The organism is Janthinobacterium pasteuri (assembly GCF_051380775.1).
Classification (GTDB): Bacteria; Pseudomonadota; Gammaproteobacteria; order Burkholderiales; family Burkholderiaceae_D; genus Janthinobacterium.
Window position 1 is genome coordinate 15,844 of record NZ_JBNYXS010000032.1, and the last position, 22,413, is coordinate 38,256.

The 22,413-nt window shown below is 62.7% G+C and carries 21 protein-coding genes and 2 tRNA genes; 15 read left to right on the plus strand and 8 right to left on the minus strand.

Going from position 1 to position 22,413, the window contains the following annotated elements:
* Nucleotides 1-24: 24 nt before the first annotated feature.
* From ileS to ACQ4WN_RS23730, 5 genes are all read left to right on the plus strand, one after another.
* Nucleotides 25-2,925: an isoleucine--tRNA ligase gene (ileS, locus tag ACQ4WN_RS23710; RefSeq protein WP_436553730.1), complete on the plus strand. Its 2,901-nt coding sequence runs from the start codon at nt 25-27 to the stop codon at nt 2,923-2,925.
* A gap of 86 nt (nt 2,926-3,011) precedes the next feature.
* Nucleotides 3,012-3,521, plus strand: a complete 510-nt coding sequence (gene lspA, locus ACQ4WN_RS23715) for a signal peptidase II (protein ID WP_102119961.1) — start codon at nt 3,012-3,014, stop codon at nt 3,519-3,521.
* A 17-nt stretch (nt 3,522-3,538) separates the two neighbouring features.
* The gene (coaBC, locus tag ACQ4WN_RS23720) at nt 3,539-4,759 is read left to right on the plus strand and encodes a bifunctional phosphopantothenoylcysteine decarboxylase/phosphopantothenate--cysteine ligase CoaBC (RefSeq protein ID WP_436553731.1); all 1,221 of its coding nucleotides are present in this window, start codon (nt 3,539-3,541) and stop codon (nt 4,757-4,759) included.
* Between the two features lie 25 nt (nt 4,760-4,784).
* Nucleotides 4,785-5,234, plus strand: coding sequence for a dUTP diphosphatase (gene dut, locus ACQ4WN_RS23725; RefSeq protein ID WP_034785229.1), 450 nt, complete (start codon nt 4,785-4,787; stop codon nt 5,232-5,234).
* A gap of 10 nt (nt 5,235-5,244) precedes the next feature.
* Nucleotides 5,245-6,348, plus strand: coding sequence for a M48 family metalloprotease (locus tag ACQ4WN_RS23730; RefSeq protein WP_436553732.1), 1,104 nt, complete (start codon nt 5,245-5,247; stop codon nt 6,346-6,348).
* Between the two features lie 128 nt (nt 6,349-6,476).
* Here the strand turns inward: ACQ4WN_RS23730 and ACQ4WN_RS23735 are convergent, their stop codons facing one another.
* On the minus strand, nt 6,477-6,617 hold the full coding sequence (locus ACQ4WN_RS23735; RefSeq protein ID WP_162835767.1) for a hypothetical protein: 141 nt from the start codon (nt 6,615-6,617) through the stop codon (nt 6,477-6,479).
* Nucleotides 6,618-6,715: 98 nt separating this feature from the next.
* Between ACQ4WN_RS23735 and ACQ4WN_RS23740 the strand changes: the two genes are divergently transcribed.
* The 7 genes from ACQ4WN_RS23740 (at nt 6,716) to ACQ4WN_RS23770 (ending at nt 13,424) form a co-directional block, all read left to right on the plus strand.
* Entirely contained in the window at nt 6,716-7,723 is a 1,008-nt protein-coding gene (locus ACQ4WN_RS23740) for an XdhC family protein (protein WP_436553733.1), read from the plus strand.
* Between the two features lie 67 nt (nt 7,724-7,790).
* Nucleotides 7,791-8,714, plus strand: a complete 924-nt coding sequence (locus tag ACQ4WN_RS23745; protein ID WP_436553734.1) for a DNA-3-methyladenine glycosylase family protein — start codon at nt 7,791-7,793, stop codon at nt 8,712-8,714.
* Between the two features lie 57 nt (nt 8,715-8,771).
* Nucleotides 8,772-9,143 carry a COG4315 family predicted lipoprotein gene (locus ACQ4WN_RS23750; protein WP_436553735.1) on the plus strand — a complete coding sequence of 124 codons (372 nt, stop codon included), beginning with the start codon at nt 8,772-8,774 and terminating at the stop codon, nt 9,141-9,143.
* Nucleotides 9,144-9,164: 21 nt separating this feature from the next.
* Nucleotides 9,165-9,692 carry an RNA polymerase sigma factor gene (locus ACQ4WN_RS23755; protein WP_436553736.1) on the plus strand — a complete coding sequence of 176 codons (528 nt, stop codon included), beginning with the start codon at nt 9,165-9,167 and terminating at the stop codon, nt 9,690-9,692.
* A gap of 2 nt (nt 9,693-9,694) precedes the next feature.
* On the plus strand, nt 9,695-10,489 hold the full coding sequence (locus ACQ4WN_RS23760; RefSeq protein WP_436553737.1) for an anti-sigma factor family protein: 795 nt from the start codon (nt 9,695-9,697) through the stop codon (nt 10,487-10,489).
* 152 nt (nt 10,490-10,641) lie between these two features.
* Nucleotides 10,642-11,118 (plus strand): (2Fe-2S)-binding protein, encoded by a 477-nt coding sequence (locus ACQ4WN_RS23765; RefSeq protein WP_436553738.1) that lies wholly within the window; start codon nt 10,642-10,644, stop codon nt 11,116-11,118.
* Nucleotides 11,115-13,424 carry a xanthine dehydrogenase family protein molybdopterin-binding subunit gene (locus ACQ4WN_RS23770; RefSeq protein WP_436553739.1) on the plus strand — a complete coding sequence of 770 codons (2,310 nt, stop codon included), beginning with the start codon at nt 11,115-11,117 and terminating at the stop codon, nt 13,422-13,424. The genes ACQ4WN_RS23765 and ACQ4WN_RS23770 overlap by 4 nt, the downstream gene beginning before the upstream one ends.
* Here ACQ4WN_RS23770 and ACQ4WN_RS23775 read toward each other — a convergent pair.
* Nucleotides 13,421-14,617, minus strand: coding sequence for an MFS transporter (locus ACQ4WN_RS23775; protein ID WP_436553740.1), 1,197 nt, complete (start codon nt 14,615-14,617; stop codon nt 13,421-13,423). The genes ACQ4WN_RS23770 and ACQ4WN_RS23775 overlap by 4 nt on opposite strands.
* Before the next feature lie 110 nt (nt 14,618-14,727).
* On the opposite strand from ACQ4WN_RS23775, the gene ACQ4WN_RS23780 reads away from it, so the two are divergent.
* Complete coding sequence (locus ACQ4WN_RS23780) at nt 14,728-15,528, plus strand: helix-turn-helix transcriptional regulator (RefSeq protein ID WP_436553741.1); 801 nt, start codon at nt 14,728-14,730, stop codon at nt 15,526-15,528.
* 266 nt (nt 15,529-15,794) lie between these two features.
* Here the strand turns inward: ACQ4WN_RS23780 and ACQ4WN_RS23785 are convergent, their stop codons facing one another.
* A complete protein-coding gene (locus tag ACQ4WN_RS23785) occupies nt 15,795-16,409 on the minus strand; it encodes a hypothetical protein (protein WP_436553742.1) in 615 nt (204 codons plus the stop codon).
* A 250-nt stretch (nt 16,410-16,659) separates the two neighbouring features.
* Between ACQ4WN_RS23785 and ACQ4WN_RS23790 the strand changes: the two genes are divergently transcribed.
* Complete coding sequence (locus ACQ4WN_RS23790) at nt 16,660-16,935, plus strand: helix-turn-helix transcriptional regulator (protein WP_436553743.1); 276 nt, start codon at nt 16,660-16,662, stop codon at nt 16,933-16,935.
* A 1-nt stretch (nt 16,936) separates the two neighbouring features.
* Here the strand turns inward: ACQ4WN_RS23790 and ACQ4WN_RS23795 are convergent, their stop codons facing one another.
* The 5 genes from ACQ4WN_RS23795 to ACQ4WN_RS23815 form a co-directional block, all read right to left on the minus strand.
* Nucleotides 16,937-18,118, minus strand: coding sequence for a rep family protein (locus ACQ4WN_RS23795; protein ID WP_436553744.1), 1,182 nt, complete (start codon nt 18,116-18,118; stop codon nt 16,937-16,939).
* A gap of 178 nt (nt 18,119-18,296) precedes the next feature.
* Nucleotides 18,297-18,929, minus strand: coding sequence for a hypothetical protein (locus tag ACQ4WN_RS23800; RefSeq protein WP_436553745.1), 633 nt, complete (start codon nt 18,927-18,929; stop codon nt 18,297-18,299).
* Between the two features lie 1,256 nt (nt 18,930-20,185).
* Complete coding sequence (locus ACQ4WN_RS23805) at nt 20,186-21,178, minus strand: site-specific integrase (protein ID WP_436553746.1); 993 nt, start codon at nt 21,176-21,178, stop codon at nt 20,186-20,188.
* Between the two features lie 125 nt (nt 21,179-21,303).
* Nucleotides 21,304-21,380, minus strand: a tRNA-Met gene (locus ACQ4WN_RS23810).
* Nucleotides 21,381-21,524: 144 nt separating this feature from the next.
* A tRNA-Met gene (locus ACQ4WN_RS23815) sits at nt 21,525-21,601 on the minus strand.
* Between the two features lie 197 nt (nt 21,602-21,798).
* Here ACQ4WN_RS23815 and ACQ4WN_RS23820 point away from each other — a divergent pair.
* Nucleotides 21,799-22,389, plus strand: a complete 591-nt coding sequence (locus ACQ4WN_RS23820; protein ID WP_436553747.1) for an NUDIX hydrolase — start codon at nt 21,799-21,801, stop codon at nt 22,387-22,389.
* Nucleotides 22,390-22,413 lie beyond the last annotated feature (24 nt).

Consider the following 22,413-nt stretch of genomic DNA (forward strand, 5'->3'; position numbering starts at 1 on the left):
GACTCCATACCATTAAAGAAGATTATGTCCGATCAAAACAAGCCAGCCACGCCCAAGCAGAACAAGAAGCCTGAAAGCAAATACCCGGTCAACATGACGGAAACCCCGTTCCCGATGCGCGGCGACATGGCCAAGCGCGAACCGCAATGGGTACAGCAATGGCAAGACAAGAAAATTTACGAGCGCGTGCGCAAGGCAGCAGCCGGACGTCCTAAATTCATCCTGCATGACGGTCCGCCGTACGCGAATGGCGACATCCACCTGGGCCACGCCGTCAACAAGATCCTCAAAGACATGGTCGTCAAATCGCGCTCGCTGGCCGGCTTCGATGCGCCGTATGTGCCAGGCTGGGATTGCCACGGCATGCCGATCGAGATCCAGATCGAAAAACTGCACGGCAAGAACCTGCCGACGGCCGAAGTATTGGAAAAGGCCCGCGCCTATGCGAATGTGCAGGTCGAACGCCAGAAGAAGGATTTCATCCGCCTGGGCGTGCTGGGCGAGTGGGACAACCCGTATCTGACCATGGCGCACGGCAATGAAGCCGACGAATTGCGCGCGCTGGGCAAGCTGCTGGAAAAAGGCTATGTCTACCGCGGCCTGAAACCCGTCAACTGGTGCTTCGACTGCCAGTCGGCGCTGGCCGAGGCGGAAGTGGAGTACGCGGAAAAGCGCGATCCCGCCATCGACGTCGGCTTCAAATTCGCCGAACCGGAAAAACTGGCCGCAGCTTTCGGCCTGCCATCCCTGCCGACGGATAACGGTTTCATCGTCATCTGGACCACCACGCCGTGGACCATCCCGTCGAACCAGGCGCTCAACGTGCACCCGGAAGTGAAATATGCGCTGGTGAAGACCGAGCGCGATGGCCAGCCGCTGCTGCTGATCCTGGCGCAAGACCTGGTCGTGGCCAGCCTGGCGCGCTTCAAGCTCGATGGCACGACGATCGCCACCTGCGACGGCGCGGCCCTGGCCGGCATCAGCTTCCGCCACCCGCTGCATGCGAGCGACGCTTTCTACGACCGCTTGTCGCCTTTGTACCTGGCCGACTACGTGACCACGGAAAGCGGCACCGGCGTGGTGCACTCGGCGCCAGCCTATGGCCTGGACGACTTTATCTCGTGCAAGGCGCACGGCATGAAGGACGACGACATCATCAAGCCCGTCATGGGCGACGGCAAGTTCGCCTCGACCCTGCCCCTGTTCGGCGGCATGACCATCTGGGAAGCGTCGAAACCGATCTGCAACGCCTTGCGCGAAGCGGGCGCGCTGTTCGAAGTGAAGATGTTCGACCACAGCTACATGCATTGCTGGCGCCATAAGACGCCGATCATCTACCGCGCTACGTCGCAGTGGTTCGCCGGCATGGACGTGACGCCGAAGGACGGCGGCGCGACCCTGCGCGAGACGGCATTGAAAGGCATCGCCGAGACGGAGTTCTTCCCGGACTGGGGCCAGGCGCGTCTGCACGGCATGATCGCCAACCGTCCCGACTGGACCCTGTCGCGCCAGCGCCAGTGGGGCGTGCCGATGGCTTTCATCGTGCACAAGGAAACGGGCGACCTGCATCCGCGCACGCCGGAACTGCTGGAGCAGGTGGCCAAGCTGATCGAAAAGAACGGCATCGAGGCATGGCAGGCGCTGGACTTGCAAGACCTGATCGGCGACGAAGCGGCCATCTACGCCAAGAACAAGGACACGCTGGACGTGTGGTTCGATTCCGGCGCCACGCACCAGACGGTATTGGGCGGCCCGCAAGGCCATGGTTCGCACTCGACGCAGCTGCAATTCCCGGCCGACCTGTACCTGGAAGGCTCGGACCAGCATCGCGGCTGGTTCCACTCGTCGCTGCTGGTGTCGTCGATGCTGAATGGCCGTCCACCGTACAAGGCACTGCTGACGCACGGCTTCACGGTCGATGGCGAAGGCAAGAAGATGTCCAAGTCACTGGGCAACACGCTGGCGCCGCAAAAGATCTCGGATACCCTGGGCGCGGACATCCTGCGCCTGTGGATCGCTTCGACCGACTACACAGGCGAGCTGTCGATCTCCGACGAAATCCTGAAACGCGTGACCGAAGCGTACCGCCGCATCCGCAACACGCTGCGCTTCCTGCTGGCCAATACCTCGGATTTCAACCCGGCCACGGACGCCGTGCCGGTCGCGGAGATGTTCGAAATCGACCGCTATGCGCTGGCCAACATGGCATCGCTGCAAACGCAGATCGAGAACAACTACGCGCGCTACGAGTTCCACCCGGTCGTGTCGAAGCTGCAGACGTACTGCTCGGAAGACTTGGGCGGCTTCTACCTCGACATCCTGAAGGACCGTCTGTACACCTCCGGCCTGACGTCGCACGCGCGCCGTTCGGCGCAAACTGCCCTGTGGCACATCACGCAAAGCCTGCTGCGCCTGATGGCCCCGGCCCTGTCGTTCACGGCCGAAGAAGCATGGGCCGTCTTCGCCGGCGCGGAAGCGTATGCCGCCAGCGATGAAACCATCTTCACGCAAACCTGGTGGCAGTTGCCGGAAGTGTCGGACGCGGCCGACCTGCTGCAGAAATACACGGCCCTGCGCGCCGTGCGCACGGACGTCACAAAACAGCTGGAAGACTTGCGTACCTCGGGCGCCATCGGCTCCTCGCTGCAGGCGGAACTGACGATCAAGGCCGCGCCGATGAAGTACAAGCTGTTGACCACCCTGGGCGACGACTTGAAATTCGTCTTCATCACCTCGCAGGCCACCGTGGCCGAAGTGGCCGACGAAGCAGCCGAAGAGGTGGTCGTGGCCGCGTCGACGGCACCGAAGTGCGAACGCTGCTGGCACTACCGTAGCGACGTGGGCACGGACGCCGCGCATGCCACCTTGTGCGGCCGCTGCGTCAGCAACCTGTTTGGAAAAGGCGAATCGCGCCGTTTCGCATAGACTGTCATCCTGGGGCGCTGCCTGCGCCCAGCTACCGTCCGCCACCTGGCATCAGGTGGCGGCGGCTTTATCTTCCCTGGAAAAATATGGCCACTAAAAACCGTTTTTCATCGAAATCGTCCTCCTCATCGTCGCTGGTGCCCTGGCTGGGCATTGCCGCCATCGTTATCCTGTTCGACCAGATCACCAAGATCACGATCCTGAAGACCTTCCGCTATGCGCAGGAAATGGTCATCACCTCGTATTTCAACCTGGTGCTCGCGTATAACAAGGGTGCTGCATTCAGCTTCCTGTCCGACCAGGGCGGCTGGCAGCGCTATTTCTTCACCGCCATCGCCCTCGCGGCGGCCATCTACATCATCTACCTGCTGAAAAAGCACGCCGGCCAGCGCATGTTCTGCTGGGCCCTGGCGCTGATACTGGGCGGTGCGCTGGGCAACGCCATCGACCGCCTGATCTACGGCCATGTGGTCGACTTCCTCGACTTCCACTGGAAAAGCTGGGGCCATTTCCCCGCCTTCAACATCGCCGACAGCGCCATCTGCATCGGCGCGGCCCTGTTCATCATCGATGAACTGCGCCGGGTGAACAAATAAACACGCAGGAGAACGGCATGGAATTGTCCGGCAAAAAAATCGTCCTGGGACTCTCGGGCGGCGTCGCCTGCTACAAGGCGGCGGAACTGTGCCGCGCCCTGACCAAGTCTGGCGCCTCGGTGCAGGTGGTGATGACGGATGCGGCCAGCCACTTCATCACGGCCGTGACGATGCAGGCCCTGTCCGGCCACCCCGTGCACACGAGCCAGTGGGATGCGCGCATCGATAACAACATGGCGCATATCGATTTGACGCGCCACGCCGATGCCATCCTGATCGCGCCGTGTTCGGCCGACTTCATGCGCAAGCTGGCGCACGGCGTGTGCGACGACCTGCTGTCAACCCTGTGCCTGGCCCGCCCGGCCCACCTGCCCTTGCTGGTGGCGCCGGCCATGAACGTGGAAATGTGGCAGAACCCCGCCACGCAGCGCAATGTGCAGCAGCTGCGCGACGACGGCATCCAGCTGTTCGGCCCTGCGGCCGGCGAACAGGCATGCGGCGAAACGGGACTGGGACGCATGCTGGAACCGGAGCAGCTGTTGACGGAGCTGATCGCCGCCTTCCAGCCGAAAGTGCTGGCGGGCAGGCGCGTGCTGGTCACGGCCGGCCCCACCTTTGAAGCCATCGACCCCGTGCGCGGCATCACCAATCTATCCTCGGGCAAGATGGGCTATGCGGTGGCGCGCGCGGCGCGCGAAGCGGGCGCCGAAGTGCTGCTCATTTCAGGTCCCACGGCCCTGGACGCGCCATTCGGCATACGCCGCATCGATGTGCAAAGCGCGCAGCAGATGCATGATGCGGTGCTGGCCCACGTCGACGGCCAGCATGTCTTCGTCGCTGTAGCCGCAGTGGCCGACTGGAGAGTCGCCAACGCCAGCGAACAAAAAATGAAAAAGCAGGCCGACGGCTCCGTTCCCGAACTGCAGTTCGTGCAAAATCCCGACATCCTCGCCACCGTGGCTGCACGCACCAACCTGGCCGGCTATCCCTACTGCGTGGGCTTTGCCGCCGAATCGGAAAACCTGGTGGAATTCGGCGCAACCAAGCGCGAGAAAAAAGGCATTCCTCTGCTGGTCGGCAATATCGGCCAGAACACCTTCGGCCAGGATGACAACACCATCATCCTGTTCGATGAAGACGGCCATACCGTGCTGCCGCGCGCCTCGAAACTGAACCTGGCGCGCCAGCTGATTTCGGAGATCTCCAAGCGTCTCGCCAAGAATTCGCTACTCAAATAACTCCTTTATATACGACTCAGCTTCAATGAAAAATATCGACATCAAGATCCTCGACGCCCGCATGAAAGAACTGTTGCCGGCCTACGCCACGCCCGGCAGCGCCGGACTGGACCTGCGCGCCTGCATCGACGAAGCCATCACCATCGAAGCGGGGCAGACGGTGCTCATTCCCACTGGCCTGGCGATCCACATCGGCGACCCGTCGTATGCGGCCATGATCCTGCCGCGCAGCGGCATGGGCCACAAAAACGGCATCGTATTGGGGAATCTGGTAGGCTTGATCGACTCCGATTACCAGGGCCAGCTGATGGTATCGACCTGGAACCGGGGCCAGAGCGCATTCACGCTCAACCCCATGGAACGCCTGGCGCAACTGATTATCGTGCCGGTGCTGCAAGTGGGCTTTAACGTCGTCGAGGAATTCGGCGACAGCGAACGCGGTGTTGGCGGTTTCGGCAGCACCGGCAAACATTAAGGATTTTCTTATGCCAGGTTTCCGCCATCTGATCCCAGCCACGACTTCGCTGCGCCGATTGGCCACTCCCCTTCTGTTGGCCGGCGCGGCCATACTGACCGGCTGCACTACGCCGACGACGAATGTCAGTGGCCCGTTCAACGTCGTGCCGGCGCCCGATGCGCCGGCCCTGACGGCGCAGCAAAGGGCGGCGCAGGAAGAACTGGTGAAGATGGTGGCGCTGCAGGACCGCCTGTCGAAAGTCTCGGCGCCCCTGCTGATCAACAATGCAGACCTGTGCAAGACGTATGCGCGCAACCTGCTGGGCTTCACGGCGCAAAATAAGTATTCCTACCCGGGCATCTATGCCGACGCGGCGCAGGCAGCGCTTGGCTATGGCGAGCAGATGCAGGTCTCGGGCGTGCTGCCGGGCAGCGGCGCCGCGCGCGCCGGCTTGCGCAAGGGTGACGGCTTGCTGGCCGCCGAAGGCAAGCCGCTGCCCGCCGGTCCCAAGGCGGAAGGCCCGTTTGGCGCCATCGTCGGCCCGCTGGCCTCGAAAAGCGCGAGCCTGAACATGACCATCGCCCGCGATGGCCAGCAGCAGGACCTGAAGATTCCCGTCACGCGCGCCTGCGCCTTCCGCGTCGCCCTGGGCAATGCGGACAATATCAACGCGTATTCGGACGGCGCGCGCATCATGCTCACGCGCGGCATGGTCAATGCGGCGCAAAACGACGAAGGCATCGGCTTCGTGATCGCCCGCGAAATGGCGCACAACATCCTCGACCACGCGCGCAGCCAGCGTTCGGCCGGCACGGCCGGCAGCATCATCGACAGCCTGAGCGCCGTGCAGCCCGACGTATCGATGCTGACGGGCGCCGCCGGCATCAAGGCCATGCCGCAGGAACTCGACGTGCAAGCCGACACCCTGGCCATCTATCTGCTGGCGCGCGCCGGCTACAACATCGACAACGCCGCCCGCTTCTGGCAGCGCCTGGCCACGCAAGTGCCGGCCACGGTGGCCAACGGCTACACGGCCCTGCATCCAGGCACCAACTCGCGCATGGCAGCCATCAACCGCGCCGTCACCGACGTGCGCGCCAAGCAGGCGGCAAAGAAGCCGCTCAAGCCTTAGGCCTGATTAGCAAGGGAGGCGCCTGACAAAACCGTCGCGAGCGGCAGTGATTTGTGGCTAAGAAGCGCAACCGTGCTCTAGCACGGTGAGCATCGCAGGCCGCAAAGCGCGACGCGCAGCAGGTTTGGTCAGGCGCCCGGGAAGTTCGGGAAGTAGGTGCCCATAATCCATGTCAGGGCACCGCAGAACACCACGGCTAAAAACAGCACAATGAGCAGCTTGCCGAACTTGGGAATACCCTCTTCTTGCGTCTTGACTTCATTGGACATGAAAATTCTCCGCAGGGTGGTGGAGCAGGTAGTATATCCACAATCTTGAATACTTTTCCATACTTTGCCGCAAACATGCGGCATCACTCCCGCACCCCATGGACAGCATCGACCTTGAAGTTCTGAAAACCAGCGCCGCCTGGCTCGCCGCCGGCCACCGCTGCGAACTCGTCACCGTCATCAAGACCTGGGGCTCCAGCCCCCGTCCCGTGGGCGCCACCCTGGCCATCTGCGACGATGGTACGGTGGTCGGTTCCGTTTCCGGCGGCTGCATCGAGGATGACCTGATCGACACCGTCCGCGTGCACGGCATCGTGCGCACGCAGCCCGACATCGTCAGCTACGGCATCAGCGCCGACGAGGCGCACCGCTTCGGCCTTCCCTGCGGCGGCACCATCGAACTGGCCATCGAACCACTGCATGCGGGCAGCGGCGTGGCCGAACTGCTGGCGCGCCTGGAAGCGCATGAACTGGTCGAGCGCCGGCTCGACTTGCACAGCGGTGCCGTCACCCTGCACAACGCCGTGCCGGGTGCCGTGCTGGCCTTGGACGATGGCATACTCACCACGCAGCACGGCCCGCGCTGGCGCTTGCTGATCATCGGCGCCAGCCAGCTGTCGCGCTTCGTGGCGCAAATCGCCACGGCCATGGATTACCACGTCATCGTCTGCGACCCGCGCGAGGAATACCGCGGCGGCTGGAACGTGCCCGGCGTGCCCCTGCTGCACGCCATGCCCGACGACCTGGTGCTGGAATTGAAACTCGACAGCCGCAGCGCCGTCGTCGCCCTCACGCACGATCCCAAGCTCGACGACCTGGCCCTGATGGAAGCACTGAAGTCGCCCGCCTTTTACGTGGGCGCCATCGGCTCGCGCGCCAACAACGCCAAGCGCCGCGAGCGGCTGCTGCAGTTCGACGTCAGCGCGGAACAGCTGGCGCGCCTGCACGGCCCCATCGGCCTGTACATTGGCAGCAAGACGCCGGCCGAAATCGCCATTTCCATCCTGGCCGAGCTGACGGCCGTGAAAAACGGCGTGCCCGACACGCTGCAAATCCAGCACGCGGCCGCCCTGACGCCACCCACCACCGATATCTGCGCGCGCTAAGACAGAAAGCAAGAAACGGGATGCCCCAGCATCACCCTCCTGATACCGTCCCTGACTTTGGCCCACCATGACACTGCTGCACTGGACCCTCCCCCTGCCTGCCGGCTACCGCCGCGACGATGTCATCGCCTTCCACAGCCGTGACACGGAAGCCGTGGCCGAACACGTCACGCCGACGGGCCTGCGCAAGGGCATCCTGCTGCAAGGGGTGCCTGTCGTGCTGGATGTGGCGTTCACGGACGATGCCGCCGTCTGCCAGGCCGAGATTGACGACAATGACAATACCGTCGCCGATCTTCGAGCACCCCTGCACGGCGCGCTCCTGAACATCCTCGGCCTGCGCATCGATCCGCAGCCATTCGCCCAACTGGCCGCCGGCGATCCGCTGCTGGCGCCATTGATCCGCGTCAATCCGGGCTTGCGCATCGTGCAGTCGGCCAGTCCCTTCGAGGCGCTGACCTGGGCCATCATCGGCCAGCAGATCAACCTGTCGTTCGCCATTTCCCTACGCCGCACCTTCATCTTGCAGGCGGGGCGCCGGCACGGCAGCGGTTTGTGGTGCTACCCGGAGGCCCGCGACGTGGCAAGGCTGTCGGTGGAAGAACTGACCAGCCGCAAATTCTCGCGCGCCAAGGCGGAAACCGTGCTGCGCCTGGCGCGCCTGGTCGACGAGGGCACCCTGTCGCTGGAGTTGCCGGCATCCGGCGACGTGGCGGCCATTTCGCAGGCGCTGCTGGCCGTGAAGGGCATCGGCCCGTGGACCGTCAACTACGCGCTGCTGCGCGGCTACGGTTACGCCGACTGCTCGCTGCATGGCGACGTGGCCATCCGCGCCGCCCTGCAAAGGCTGCTGGGCGAGGAAACGAAACCGGACATGGCGCGCACGGAACAGTGGCTGCGCCAGTATGCGCCGCACCGTACCATGGCCGCCGCCCACCTGTGGGCCAGCCTGCATGCGCCGGAAAAAAATAGTTTGCCTGCCCGGGAATAAACGGCAGGCGGCACGCGTCTATCCCTTGCAAGCCCTCAAAACCTCAAGGAGACCATCATGCGCTTTACCACTTTTACCGCTACCGCCCTTTTCACCGCCTTGTCCGCCCCGATGGCCTTCGCCGCCGACGTCATGCCCGCCAACGGCATGCTGGTCAACGCCAGCGGCATGACCGTGTATGTGTTCGACAAGGATGTCGCCGACAGCGGCAAGAGCGCCTGCAGCGGCGGCTGCCTGGTCGCCTGGCCCGCCGTCATCGCCACCGACGCGGCGCCCGCCGCCCCGTATGGCAGCATCAAGCGTGAAGACAACGGCGCCATGCAGCTGACCTACAAGGGCAAACCCCTGTACCTGTACAAGGAAGACAAGAAGCCGGGCGACGTCGCAGGCGACAATTTCAAGAACGTGTGGCACGTCGTCAAGCCTTAAGCTACCCGCCCCCTCTCCACGATGACCACGCAAGAGGACAGCCGCCAGCTGCAAGCGTGCCTGCCAGGCCTGCGCCGCTATGCGCGCGCGCTGGTGGGACGACTGCATGCGGACGACCTGGTGCAGGACACCGTGGAGCGGGCCTGGCGCAGACTGGATCAATGGCAGCGGAGCGGCGAAATGCGGCCCTGGCTATTCTCCATCATGCACAACCTGCACGTGGATCAGCTGCGCCGCCCCGGCCTGGCGCTGCAGGAGCTGGACGATGACACTGTGCTGCACGCCCCGGAGCGCGCGCCGGGGCAAGCGATCGCCATCGGCGAAATGGATGCGGCGCTGGCCCGCCTGCCGCTGGGGCAGCGCGAAGTGATCCTGCTGGTCGCGCTCGAACAAATGTCGTACGAGCAGGTGGCGGCCACGCTGGACATCCCCGTCGGCACCGTGATGTCGCGCCTGTCGCGCGGGCGCGACAAACTGCGCACCCTGCTCGATGGCAGCCCTGCCTGCAGCCAGGGTAGCGGCCCTCCCACCCTGAAAGTCGTGAAATGACAATGCAAGCCATCAGCGAAGCGCAATTGCATGCCGTGGCCGACGGCGTCTTGCCGGAAGAGCAGCGCGCGGCCATCGACGCCCACCTGCGTGCACACCCCGAGGACGCCGCCAGGGTGCACGCCTGGCGCGAACAAAACCGGCAATTGCGCGCCCTGTTCGATCCTGTGCTGGACGAAGCCGTGCCACCGGCGCTGCGGCAGGCAGCGGCCCCGCCGGCGGCCAATTACGCCTGGTACCGCCCCGCCATGCAGGCGGCAGCGGCCGTCGTGCTGGTGCTCGCCGGCGGCATGGGCGGCTGGCTGCTGCGCGGCGATGCCGGCGATGGCGGCGACATGCGGGCCGCCAGCGCCAGCCCCCTGGCCCTGGCGCGCAGTGCCGCCATCGCCCATGCCGTCTACACGCCCGAAGTGCGCCACCCTGTGGAAGTGGGGGTCGAACAAGAGGCGCACCTGGTGCAATGGCTGTCGAAACGCCTGGGCAGCACCTTGCAGCCGCCCGTGCTATCGCCGCTCGGCTACCACCTGATCGGCGGACGCCTGCTGCCCGGCGATGGCGATGGTCCCGTGGCGCAGTTCATGTACGAAGAGGGCACGGGCAAGCGCCTGACCCTGTACGTGGCCAGGGAGCGGGCCGGCAGGCAGGAAACGGCATTCCGCTACACGCGGGAAAAGGACCTGGGCGTGTTTTACTGGATCGATGGCCAGATGGGCTACGCCCTGTCGGCCAGGCTGCCGAAAGCCGAGTTGGGCAAGATCGCCGACGCCGTGTATGCGCAGCTGGAACAGCCTCGCTGAAGCAGGTCGACGTGGGGGTACCCGACCGCGGCCACCGGCTCCACGCCCTGCAGCGAAGGGCGGCTGGTGCTACCATCCGGTATTGATGCGCTCATCCCTTTGCCGGATGGCCGTAGCGCTTCCCCGTACCATCCCCACCCCGAGGAATAAATATGACGACCCTGACCATCAATGGCAAGCAGCACGACCTCGCCCTGCCTGACGACACGCCCCTGCTGTGGGCCTTGCGCGACGAGCTGGGCATGACCGGCACCAAATTCGGCTGCGGCATGGCCCTGTGCGGCGCCTGCACCGTGCACCTCGATGGCGAAGCCATCCGCTCCTGCGTGACGCCGGTGTCGGCCGCTGCAGGCAAGAAGATCACCACCATCGAAGCGGTGGGCGAAGACAAAGTCGGCCTGGCCTTGCAGCAAGCCTGGCAGGAACACGGCGTGCCTCAATGTGGCTACTGTCAGGCAGGGCAAATCATGTCGGCCACGGCCCTGCTGCACAAGACGCCGGCGCCGAACGACCGGCAGATCCGCGAAGCGATGAGCGGCAACATCTGCCGCTGCGGCACCTACACGCGCATTCACGCGGCCATCAAGCAGGCCGCGACCAGCATCAACGCGAAAGGAGCTACCAAATGAGCATCCTTGAAAACATTCCCTCCCCCGCTTCCCCTGCGCGGCGTAACTGGCTCAAGGCCGCCGGCGCACTTGCCGGTTTGAGCCTGGTGGCAGGCCCTTCCGGCCTCGTGATGGCGGCCGACGCCGTCAAATACGGCGGCGACAAGATGGCCGGCGGCGTGGTCGACGATACCCTGGTCTTCCTGTCGATTGCCGCCGACGGCATCGTCACCATCGTGGCGCACCGCTCCGAAATGGGCCAGGGCATCCGCACCAGCCTGCCCATGGTGGCGGCCGACGAACTGGGCGCCGACTGGGCGCAGGTGCGCGTGCAGCAGGCGCCCGCCGACGAAGCGCGCTACGGCAGCCAGGATACGGATGGTTCTCGCAGCATGCGCCACTCGTTCCGCGCCATGCGCCACGTGGGCGCCACGGCACGCCTGATGCTGGAAACAGCGGCCGCCGTGCGCTGGGACGTACCCGTGACGGAAGTGAAAGCCAACAACCATGCCGTCGTGCATACGGCCAGCGGGCGCTCGCTGTCCTTCGGTGCACTGGCCGGGGAAGCTGCCAAATTGCCGGTGCCGCCACGCGCGCGCATCAGCCTGAAAACGGCCGGCGAGCTGCGCTACATCGGACAAACCAGCACGCGCGGCATCGACCTGCATGACATCGTCACGGGCAACACCCACTTCGGCATCGACACGCGCCTCGATGGCATGGCGTATGCCGTCATCGCCCGCCCTCCCGTATTTGGCGGCAAGCTGAAAAGCGTCGACAAAGCGGCGGCCATGAAGGTGCCGGGCGTGCTGCGCATCGTCGAACTGGCAGGCAGTCCGCCGCCGGCCATGTTCAATCCGCTGGGCGGCGTGGCCGTCATCGCCAGCAACACCTGGGCCGCCATCAAGGGCCGCGAAGCGCTGGTACTGGAATGGGAAGATGGCCCGAACGGCAGCTACGATTCGAAGGCCTTCCGCAAGACGCTGGAAGCGGCCGTGCGCCAGCCGGCCAACCCGGCGCGCGACCAGGGCAAGACGGTGGACACCCTGGCCGCCGCTCCCGCAGCGCGCAAATTCAGCGCCGAATATTATCTGCCCCACCTGGCTCACGCCACCATGGAGCCGCCCGCCGCCACCGTGCGCATCGCCGACAGCAAGGCCGAAGTGTGGGCCTGCGTGCAGGCGCCGCAAGCGACGCGCAGCAACGTGGCCAAGGCCCTGGGTCTGGCGTACGACGACGTGACGGTGCACGTGACCCTGCTGGGCGGCGGCTTCGGGCGCAAATCGAAACCCGATTTCGCCGTCGAGGCTGCGCTGCTGTCGCAAGCCATGGATGGCGCGCCCGTCAAGCTGACGTGGACGCGCGACGACGACCTGCAGCACGACTACCTGCACACGGTGTCCGTCGAACGGCTGGAAGCATCGCTGGACGCGAAAGGCATGCCGACGGCGTGGCTGCACCGCACGGCCGCGCCCACCATCACCTCGACCTTTGCCGCCGGCGCGAACAAGCAGGCGCCGTTCGAGCTGGGCATGTCGGCCATCAACGTGCCGTTCGCCATTCCAAACATCCGCGTCGAAGTGCCCGAGGTGCCGGCCCACACGCGCATCGGCTGGTTCCGTTCCGTGTCGAATATCCCGCACGCGTTTGCCATCCAGTCGTTCACGGCCGAACTGGCGCATGCGGCGAAGAAGGACCACCGCGACTACCTGCTGGCACTGCTGGGCCCCGCGCGCAAGATCAACCCGGCCGACCTGTCCGATGGCTGGAACTATGGTGAAGACCCGGCGAAGTATCCGGTCGACATCGGCCGCATGCGCCACGTGATCGAGCTGGCGACAGCCAAGGCGGGCTGGGGCCGCAAGCTGCCCAAGGGCCGGGGACTGGGCCTGGCCGTGTCCTACAGCTTCGTCACCTATGTGGCGGCCGTGATCGAGGTGGAGATCAATGCGGCCGGCGAAGTCATCGTGCCCAGGGTCGATATCGCCATGGATTGTGGCCCGCAGATCAACCCGGACCGCGTGCGCTCGCAGATCGAGGGCGCCTGCATCATGGGCCTGTCGCTGGCCATGAGCGGCGAGATCAGTTTCAAGAATGGCCGGGTCGAGCAAAGCAATTTCCACGACTATAGCGTGCTGCGGGCCGCCGACGCGCCGCGCGTGATCCACACGCACCTGGTACCGGGCACCCTGGACATGGAGCTGGGCGGCGTGGGCGAACCGGCCACGCCGCCCATCGCGCCCGCCCTGTGCAACGCCATCTTCGCCGCCACGGGCAAGCGCATCCGCGCCCTGCCCGTGGGCATGCAGCTGGCGAAAAAGGCTTAAGTCCGCCGCGCGGCGGGCAACTGCAACAACAGCGCTACGGCGGCGATAAAGGCGGCGGCGGCCGCCAGCAGCCACATGGGCCAGTCCAGCAGGAGCAGCAAGCCGCCTGCGGCGGCGCCGATGGCGCTGCCCAGGTACAGCGCCGATTCGTTGAGGGCGATGGCCAGGTTGCCGTCGCCCTGCCGCGCGCGCACAGCCAGCAGGCGCTGGTTCTGCGGCACTTGCAGGGCCCAGCCAGCCGCGCCCCACAGCGCGATCGGCGCCAGCATCAGCCAGGCCGACCAACCAGCCGCCAGCGGCAGCGCGCACAAAGCCAGCGCCAGCAACAACAAGATAAACAACGTCAGTTTCGGTGCCGCCACCTTGTCCGCCCATGGCCCCACCAGCATGCTGCCAGCGATCCCCCCCACGCCCCACGCCCACAGGAAGGGCGTGGCGGAAATCGGTGCGCCCTGCGCGGACCACGCCAGCAGCGGCGCGATAAACGTGTACATGCCCAGACTGGCGATGGCCGCCAGCAGCGACACCAGCAGGATGGCCAGCACCTGCCCGTCGGCCAGCAAGGACAGCTTGCGGCGCAGCGAGATCGCCGGCACTGCCGGCAGCGCGGGCAGCTTCCACAGCAAGCCCGCCAGCGCCAGCGCACCGAGCATGGCGACCAGCCACAGGGCCGCCGTCCAGCCCAGCTGCTGCGCCAGCAACAGGCTCAAGGGCACGCCCAGCACCGTGCCGCCCGCCATGCCGCCCATGATCACGCCGATGGCCTTGCCCCTTTGCTGCGCCGCCGACACGCCGGCAGCCGCCGCGATGCCCAGCGCCAGATAGACGCCCGCACCGATGCCGGCAATGGCCCGCCATGCCAGTAAACTGGTGAATCCGGGCGCCAGTGCGCTGGCCCCGTTCGCCAGCACGAACACCGCCAGGGCAATCAACAGGCCGGAGCGCTGCGCGCGCGCCGGCAGCAAGGCCACGACAAGAGGCGAGCCGAGGCCGTAGGCCAGCGTAAACGCCGTCACCAGCTGCGCGGCCATCGCCAGGGAAATGGAAAACGCACCGGCGATCATCGGCATCAAGCCCGCCGTCACATACGACGCCATGCCCAGCGCGAACGCGCCCACGGCGATCAGGTAGACGGTGGCAGGCAACACGGTGGCGGCAGGCGCTGCGGCACTGGAAGAAGAATAGTCAGACATGGGCAAGCTTTCGGAAAGAAAGCAGGCATTCTGAAATACAATATAAACAATTACAATTTAACTGTTTATGCTATTACTGATAGCAACAGCATTACCGGAAAGACAGCACCATGCGCACTTTGGCCCGCACCCGCCACGAACTGGCCGCCTACCTGCAGGCGCGGCGCGCGCGGCTGTCGCCCGAAGATATCGGCTTGCCCGGCGGCGGAAGGCGGCGTACGCCGGGCTTGCGGCGCGAAGAAGTGGCAGCGCTGGCCGGTGTGGGGCTGACCTGGTACACCTGGCTGGAGCAGGGGCGCGACATCGGCGTCTCCAGCGCCTTTCTCGACAAGCTGGCCGAAGTACTGAAACTGGACGCGGGCGAACGCCGCCACCTGTTCCTGCTGGCGCATGCGCGCCCGCCCGCCGAAGAAGGCAAGACGCATTGCGTGGTGCCGCCGCAGGTACGCCGCTTGATGCACGAACTGGCGCATCCGGCGTATGTGCTCAACCTGCGCTGGGACGTGCTGGCGTTCAATGCGGATGCGGACGCCCTGTTTGGCTTCGGCGCGCATGCTGCCGCGCGGCGCAATCTGCTGTGGCTATTGTTTACCGATCCCCGGCTGCGCTCACGCTTCGCCGGCTGGGAAGAGCAGGCGCCGCTGATGCTGTCGAGCTTTCGCCGCGACTACGCGCGCGCCACGCAGGAAGCCGATATCCACGCGCTGGTGGAAGAGCTGGAAAAAGTGTCGCCCGAGTTCAAGCTGTGGTGGCGCCGCCATGACGTGCATGCGCCATGTGTAGGCGTGCGCCGCCTGACAATCGACGGCGAACAGGTCCCCTATGAGCATACCTCGCTGACCATCGATGCGGACCGCCACTTGCGGCTGGTGGTGTATGCGCGCCAGGTGGCAGAAGAAATCGCCCCGTAAACGAAAAAACCGCTGGCCCTCTTGCGAGGAACCAGCGGCTTCGAAATGGTTGCGGGGACAGGATTTGAACCTGTGACCTTCGGGTTATGAACCCAAATCATCACAGCCTGTTTCCGACGATTTTCCAATAAAATCAATGCATTGGGCTACCGTTGCTTACCGCATTTTACCGGTATTTACCGCAAATGGTGCGGCAAATTTGTGGCAGCACCCTACGCCACAGTAGGTATTGGTAGCACACTCAGAGTCCACAATGGCGCAGGCATTCAACGCGTATTTTCAACCGTAACTTTAGAAAAATGAATGAGCGCCGTGGAGCAAAATAGACTCAGGCGTGCGGGTTCAAATGCGCCAACAGCCATTTTTGCAGATTGACCGGCAACCGATACCTCTAAATCACCCGCTTGGCTAAGGCTTACCTCAAAAGGAATCAGTGCATCGGTTACCTTGGTGGTTGCAAAGACGTTGCGCTCTTGCGCGTCACCCTTACCGGTGATCGCGAATTGAATGGTATTTGGCTCGTCTGGCATGATGAGCGCCTGCAGTCCCAAAAATGGCCGTTGGCGTGTTGGACCGGCAAAGGTCACGGTCGCCGATGCAGCCCATCCTGGGTGCGAGCGCAGCTCTAAGAATCGTAGTGTCCCCGAGGCGCGCAGCTTGTCCCCAGAAGCTGGAACATTGGATTCATCGAAGCGTCCCGGTGGTGCGTCGCATTCAAAGCTATACGGACCAGGACCACCTTGGTAGTTTAGTTTGTTTACATCCTCTTTGACCACAGAAGGCGGGCTCGTTGCCGCACAGCCCGTTATCAGTAAAATCGCGACCGCGAGGAGCCCCGTTGACAAGGACCCGCTTGTTAAAATGCCGCAGCCATTACGCATTCAATCTCCAGAGTTCAAAATTCATACATACCTACTGTTTTCCTGAGCCGTCATCTGGTCAAGCCAGTCCATGTTGCCAAGGATAGCATCTTGCTCAGGTGGAAAGTACACGGATTCTCACATCTGCAAATCGGAAGGATTGGTCGTTTTACAGCTTTGCTGTAAAAAAAGGGGTTACGGCAGATTAGACAATGGGGACTCTTCCTATACTTGAAGCAGTCATGTGGCTGCTTTCAAGGAACATGACGTCATGGAGAAAAAGCTCCTTACCCCAAAAGCCCTGGCCGAACTGCTTGGCCTGGCCGAACAGACCATCTACAACCGTCATTCCACTGGTGGCGATCTGCCTCACGCAATTAAGCTGGGTCGGTTGCTCCGCTTTCACACTGCCGATGTTGATTCTTGGCTTGAACACCAGCGGCAGCCTGCCATTCCTCCGGCTACGCCGCCCCGCCCGGTGCCACCTGCCCGGAGGCCTGGTCGCCCAACCAAAGCGGAGCAAGTCGCTGCTCGCGGTTCGCTGTGACTTAACACACGGCCAAGGCCTCAAGGGGGAGGCCTTGGCTTGACCTTATTACGGTTTTCGTTTTGGCCGTGAACGCCAATCGCATCCACCCTAAGGGAATACGTCCATGCCCTGCGCCGAGTGCTGCGCGGAGCATGATCGCTACCACCTCCCGGCGCGACTTCACCACAGTCAAGGCCTCCCGCAAACCAGCCTTGACGATTGCGCGCCAGGCTTCTGGGGAGACAGTGCCCAGGACCTCCTCCACGACCTCAACGCAGGCAGCGTCCACTGCCTTAACAGCGTTATTCCTGGAGGCTTTGGCCGATCCGATGAAAGTCAAGGTGTGCTTGCCTTTGATGGCGGTGGCGTATTCCGCGAACAGGCGCTTGGCGGCATGTACGGTAGCGCCATCGGTTACTTGTGCGACGATGCGCAGCAAGTCAGTCGGCGTCAAGCTGTTGGGCTTCTTGCAGTAGCCCATATTCTTCGTGTTGTAGCTGATCGCTTTTTGGGCATCTACATGGCCGATGATGGCGACGGCTGCCTGAGCTTCTTCACTGATGGCGAGACCTGTCTTCTTCCCGGCCTGCTGCCAATGGGTAGATACGATGCTGAATGCATCGTCCAGCGCTGTGCTCCATGAGCGCCCTTTGATTTCCTGCGCAAGGTCCAGCTTGCAGAGGAAGCTAACGTGTAGGTGCGGGTGCCAGCCATGGTGTCCCAATGTCACCTCCAGGCGGCGTACACATCCAACAATGCCGAGCTCCCTGCTGATCCCCTTCCAGATCGGCGAACTGCGAAGGCCCTTCCAGGTTGAGTCCAGTCGATCCAGAACGGTCGCTAGAGGCTCGTTAAGCCGGTGAGGGACCGTTAATACCGCATCGACAAGAACCCCGGCGGCTTGGTAATGTTCATGCACAAGGTGGGAAACGATGTGCTGCTCCCTGGCCATCTTGCGGGCATGGCAAACGGGGCAGATATGTCCGGCATCGCAAACCATCAGACCACCAAGCCGTGTCGTGCCTCGATTGGTGGTGCTGACCATGACTGATGAGTCGCCCAGTCGATGCCGGAAACAGGCACCAACCCGGCTCTCAGGGAGGATTTCTCGAACGATGTTCTGGAGCTCTCCGCTCTCGTACTTGCCACCATCGCGGTGCAAGAACGGGAGCGTAGCTAAGACTTGCTTGATGTGTGACATAGACGCACTCGATGTGCGCCGCAGTCCAGCAGATTAGTTACGTGCCTCGCCTGCCTGATGGCAGCTAAAATATGCCCTCGCGCTGGGTGATGCGACGAGTTTAATGAAGGGGGAAGTGCCGCCGATTCCGGCGGAACTTGAATCAATATAGGAAACAATCAGCGTGATTACCCGACCGTCATTTCCCCAAATGCAGACGTTCACCATGGCTGATTTTTTGAACGTAGAAGAGATGCGGCAGCTCGCCTTGGTAGCCGTGCTGGCGAGCATGCTGGCACAATGCCCATGACTGCTCGCGGACGCCGTGAAAGCCGGGCTGGTTTGCAATCCGCGATAGGTGGAACTCCACGGCATCATGGTGGCGCTTGGCCAACGACGCGTCTAGCAAGGCATAGTGATCGGCCATCTCGATTTTGGGCCGCCGCCAGGTCCAGCTTGCAGCGCCACGAATCGGATGGCGAACAAGTTCATAGCCCAACCATCCAAGGCGGTGCTTCTCGGTCGCATCGCACAGATGCTCTTGCGAATCAAGCTGGCCGATAGTGAACAGCATCAGCCATTCCACCTGTGTCGCGCCCAGCGGCCAATACATGACCAGCAGGGCGTTGGCCTTGCCGCGCTTCTTGCGCATGAGGCGTTGAGCTGGCGTCGCACCGATGGCATGACGCTCATGCAGCTTGCGGGCAAGGTGCTCGGCTTTATCGGCGGACACGGTGCCGCAGCAGTAAAGGCGGTAGCCCTTGCAGATCGAGTCGATGATGCGGCTCATGGCGGCGGTTTTGCTACGGCTGATAGGGGTGGTTGCAGTCATGGTGCTTTCCGTTGATGGTGACACTCGGTATAGCGTCAAACTGCCAATGAAGTGTGATTGTGTTGGCGGTGATGAGACGTAATGATGTTCCGTGCGCAGCGCGGTAAACGACATCTTGCAAAACCTGTGTTCATGAAGCTCTCGTTACGCTATACATTGGTAGGGCAGATGGAGTTGGAAGGCCAATACCTCAGCGAAGGCTGAGAAGCAATCGCAAGCATGGTGGTCCGCTCGGTGAGCCTTCAATGACATGGAGGGCTTAGCGAGCGGACCGCCAGACTGCAAACACATACGTCCGTAAGGACACGTCGGATCGCCAATCCGACAGGTTCCAGGTCGCCAACCTGGAACTAAGCAAACGCTGTAGCCGCATGCCTCTAATAGGGCTGGTGCGGCTGCGAAGGGCGCTGGAGGGTGTAATTCCCTCCTTCGACCCAATCTCGCCGGGCCCCTCCGGCGGACGTTGGGCGACACGGAAACGGCGCCAGGCAGGCAATGGTCTGGTGACCTGTTATCAAGTGAAAGCCGGTGAAAGACCGGCTCAGGGGGCGTACCGTAAGGGCGCAACCTGTACCGCACACGTAGGCTGATGAGCGCGTAGCGATGCGCGAGGGCAGCAAGGGGAAACCTGGCGCTGTCGGCACCTCGGGAAACTGTGGGCCTCTGGATAGCTTAAGCGTGTAACGGCACCCCTTGAAGGGTGCTGTGCGGAGCAACGTGGAGCCATAGGCATGAAGCCGTGGTTCGTAGTCGATGAAGCATGACCTGAGTACCTGAGCCGCTATGGAACATCGAGCCGGGGAAACCTACGGGGAGCCGGAAGGCTAGGTGATTGTGGAGACAGTGGCGCTACGTTGCGCAGTAGCTGGTAACTAACGTGGGAACCTCTCTCCGTACCGTGTTGGCTGGCACCGCACGGGTTGATGGCAGAGAGGGGGAGACTGACTGAGTAGGGTTTGACTCATGGCGCGATACGACCGAAGCGCCTGGGGAGCCACAGCAGTGGCGGCACGGCTGGCACCGTGTTCCGAAAGGTTGGAGCGTTTGCGAAAGTGTGTGGCAGGGCCTGGCGGCCCGTTGTAGTGATATGCCATCCAGGACGCCTGGCGGCGGTTTGGATGACCTTCGACCTTGGCTGGCCGGGGAGCGAGACGAGGGAACATCATTTAGGCATACGTTTTCTCAAGGCCGGGCATCACTCTCGATGCCCGGCCTTTTCAAAAGCCATCCAGCAAGCATTGGATGGCTTATTTACATTAGGCCGCAGCCCGTACCGCGTCAACCAATTCGTCATTAGTCGGGTTGTAATAGCGCATCGCCATCTGCAACGTGCGCCATCCCATGACCTTTGCCAGTGTGGCGACCTCCATCTTGCGTGCCAAGCGGGATGCCGCTTCATGGCGCAGATCGTGGAAATGCAGGTTAGTGATACCTGCTCGGTGGCAGACCCGGCGGAATGCAGCCCCCAGTCCGTTAGAGTCATGGCAGGTAGCCACAGGCCCACCGTGCAAAGGACGCGGCAATGCGCGGATTGCAGCTTCTGCGGCCTCGGAAAGAGGCACGGTACGGCAGTCTCCATTCTTCGTCATATCCAGCCGGATCACGCGGTTAAGCAGGTCAATTTGATTCCAGGTCAGCCCTGCAATCTCGCCCCGGCGCATGCCAGTTTCAACGGCGAGAGCAATGCAGAATGCCAACGTGGGCACTCGGCTAGCTTGTGCAGCATCAAGCAGACGGGCTTCTTCGTCACCAACGAGGCGACGCTTACGATCCAAAGGCAGCGCAGGTTTGCGAATGTTGGTGATGGGATTCGTGACAGGGATGGACCACTCGTTTGCCGCCACGTTGAACACGGCAGACATCACGGACAATTCAAGGCAGATAGTCTTGGGGCCAACCGCCATCTTCCGTTCCTTCACATAATTGCTAAAGTCAACACTGCGGAGACTGCTGAGCATGCGAAGAGCTAACGGATGGCGTTGGAACTGGCGAATTCGGCTGCTTTCGGCGCGCCAGCCACGTTTATCGGGCGTAATCTCCTGCAAGTAGCGTTCCAAAAGCTCGCCGAAGCTCGTGCGATCAGCTTCGGAGCGGTCAACAAACGTGCGCTGCCGCATTTCAGTTTCAATTTTTTTGGCCCAGTCTTCAGCGTCACGCTTGGACTCAAAGGTGCGCGTTTGAGTGGGGTAGCCTTTGCGGCGAACCTGGGCCTGGTGCTGGTGAGGGCCGCGATTGGTGATAGTTGCCATACTGTTTCTCCATAAGGTAGGTCAACGGTATAGCGCTAAAATCGTCAAGTGCCGCAAAATTGCAGCAGAAACTCGACGAACAATGCGAAAGGGCCTATCGCGATGCGATAAGCCCTTGATTTGTTTGGTTGCGGGGACAGGATTTGAACCTGTGACCTTCGGGTTATGAGCCCGACGAGCTGCCAGACTGCTCCACCCCGCAGCAGAATTATATACCAGATTGTGGCGGGGCGTAAAGGGCATGATTTGACAATGTCATTCGCGCCCCCCCCCTTGCGGAGTTTGGCTTTGGCCAGCAATGGAAAAAGCCGCTGATCTTTTTCAAGAGTCAGCGGCTTTCAGGTATTGGTTGCGGGGACAGGATTTGAACCTGTGACCTTCGGGTTATGAGCCCGACGAGCTGCCAGACTGCTCCACCCCGCACTCGAATTATAAGGGCAAACGGGTGGCTTAGGCAATAGCTATCTCAACTTCTACTGCAATAGCGCCATTTAATTAAAAAGTGCGGTAAAAAATGTGGCCAATTGCCGGTTGGCATTGTGTCCGCCTGTCACGCCACGGCGCACGCAATCGGTGTACAGTAAGCGTTACACTAGACACCCATTTCCCGAAGCCCGCCCATGAAATTCTGCTCCGAATGCGCCCATCCTGTCAGCCTGTCCATCCCGGAAGGCGACAATCGTCCGCGCTATGTCTGCGCCAACTGCGACGCCATCCATTATCAGAACCCGAAAATGGTGGTCGGCTCCATCCCCGTCTGGGAAGAAGATGGGCAGCTGCAGGTCTTGCTGTGCAAGCGGGCCATCGAGCCGCGCCTGGGCTACTGGACTCTGCCGGCCGGCTTCATGGAAAACGACGAAACCACGTCGGATGCGGCCGAGCGCGAAACGGTGGAGGAAGCGGGCGCCAATATCGAACTGGGGCCCCTGTTTTCGCTGCTGAACGTGCAGCGCGTGCACCAGGTGCACCTGTTCTACCTGGCGCGTTTGCGCGACCTCGATTTCGCGCCGGGTATCGAAAGCCTGGAAGTGCAGCTGTTTACAGAAGCGCAGATCCCCTGGGATGACCTGGCCTTCCCCACCATCCGCGCCACCCTGGAACTGTTCTTTGCCGACCGCGTCAAAATGCGCGAAGGCGGCAGCTACGGCGTCCATACGGGCGACATCACGCGCCCGATGGCGCGCACGGATGCAGAACAAGCCCACGAGTAAGCCTCCACCAACTACCACCTTTTG

Bases quoted from the DNA above. Each gene is read 5' to 3' on its own strand.
- ileS (WP_436553730.1), top strand. From the start codon at position 25: ATGTCCGATCAAAACAAGCCAGCCACGCCCAAGCAGAACAAGAAGCCT.
- lspA (WP_102119961.1), top strand. From the start codon at position 3,012: ATGGCCACTAAAAACCGTTTTTCATCGAAATCGTCCTCCTCATCGTCG.
- coaBC (WP_436553731.1), top strand. From the start codon at position 3,539: ATGGAATTGTCCGGCAAAAAAATCGTCCTGGGACTCTCGGGCGGCGTC.
- dut (WP_034785229.1), top strand. From the start codon at position 4,785: ATGAAAAATATCGACATCAAGATCCTCGACGCCCGCATGAAAGAACTG.
- ACQ4WN_RS23730 (WP_436553732.1), top strand. From the start codon at position 5,245: ATGCCAGGTTTCCGCCATCTGATCCCAGCCACGACTTCGCTGCGCCGA.
- ACQ4WN_RS23735 (WP_162835767.1), bottom strand. From the start codon at position 6,617: ATGTCCAATGAAGTCAAGACGCAAGAAGAGGGTATTCCCAAGTTCGGC.
- ACQ4WN_RS23740 (WP_436553733.1), top strand. From the start codon at position 6,716: ATGGACAGCATCGACCTTGAAGTTCTGAAAACCAGCGCCGCCTGGCTC.
- ACQ4WN_RS23745 (WP_436553734.1), top strand. From the start codon at position 7,791: ATGACACTGCTGCACTGGACCCTCCCCCTGCCTGCCGGCTACCGCCGC.
- ACQ4WN_RS23750 (WP_436553735.1), top strand. From the start codon at position 8,772: ATGCGCTTTACCACTTTTACCGCTACCGCCCTTTTCACCGCCTTGTCC.
- ACQ4WN_RS23755 (WP_436553736.1), top strand. From the start codon at position 9,165: ATGACCACGCAAGAGGACAGCCGCCAGCTGCAAGCGTGCCTGCCAGGC.
- ACQ4WN_RS23760 (WP_436553737.1), top strand. From the start codon at position 9,695: ATGCAAGCCATCAGCGAAGCGCAATTGCATGCCGTGGCCGACGGCGTC.
- ACQ4WN_RS23765 (WP_436553738.1), top strand. From the start codon at position 10,642: ATGACGACCCTGACCATCAATGGCAAGCAGCACGACCTCGCCCTGCCT.
- ACQ4WN_RS23770 (WP_436553739.1), top strand. From the start codon at position 11,115: ATGAGCATCCTTGAAAACATTCCCTCCCCCGCTTCCCCTGCGCGGCGT.
- ACQ4WN_RS23775 (WP_436553740.1), bottom strand. From the start codon at position 14,617: ATGTCTGACTATTCTTCTTCCAGTGCCGCAGCGCCTGCCGCCACCGTG.
- ACQ4WN_RS23780 (WP_436553741.1), top strand. From the start codon at position 14,728: ATGCGCACTTTGGCCCGCACCCGCCACGAACTGGCCGCCTACCTGCAG.
- ACQ4WN_RS23785 (WP_436553742.1), bottom strand. From the start codon at position 16,409: ATGCGTAATGGCTGCGGCATTTTAACAAGCGGGTCCTTGTCAACGGGG.
- ACQ4WN_RS23790 (WP_436553743.1), top strand. From the start codon at position 16,660: ATGGAGAAAAAGCTCCTTACCCCAAAAGCCCTGGCCGAACTGCTTGGC.
- ACQ4WN_RS23795 (WP_436553744.1), bottom strand. From the start codon at position 18,118: ATGTCACACATCAAGCAAGTCTTAGCTACGCTCCCGTTCTTGCACCGC.
- ACQ4WN_RS23800 (WP_436553745.1), bottom strand. From the start codon at position 18,929: ATGACTGCAACCACCCCTATCAGCCGTAGCAAAACCGCCGCCATGAGC.
- ACQ4WN_RS23805 (WP_436553746.1), bottom strand. From the start codon at position 21,178: ATGGCAACTATCACCAATCGCGGCCCTCACCAGCACCAGGCCCAGGTT.
- ACQ4WN_RS23820 (WP_436553747.1), top strand. From the start codon at position 21,799: ATGAAATTCTGCTCCGAATGCGCCCATCCTGTCAGCCTGTCCATCCCG.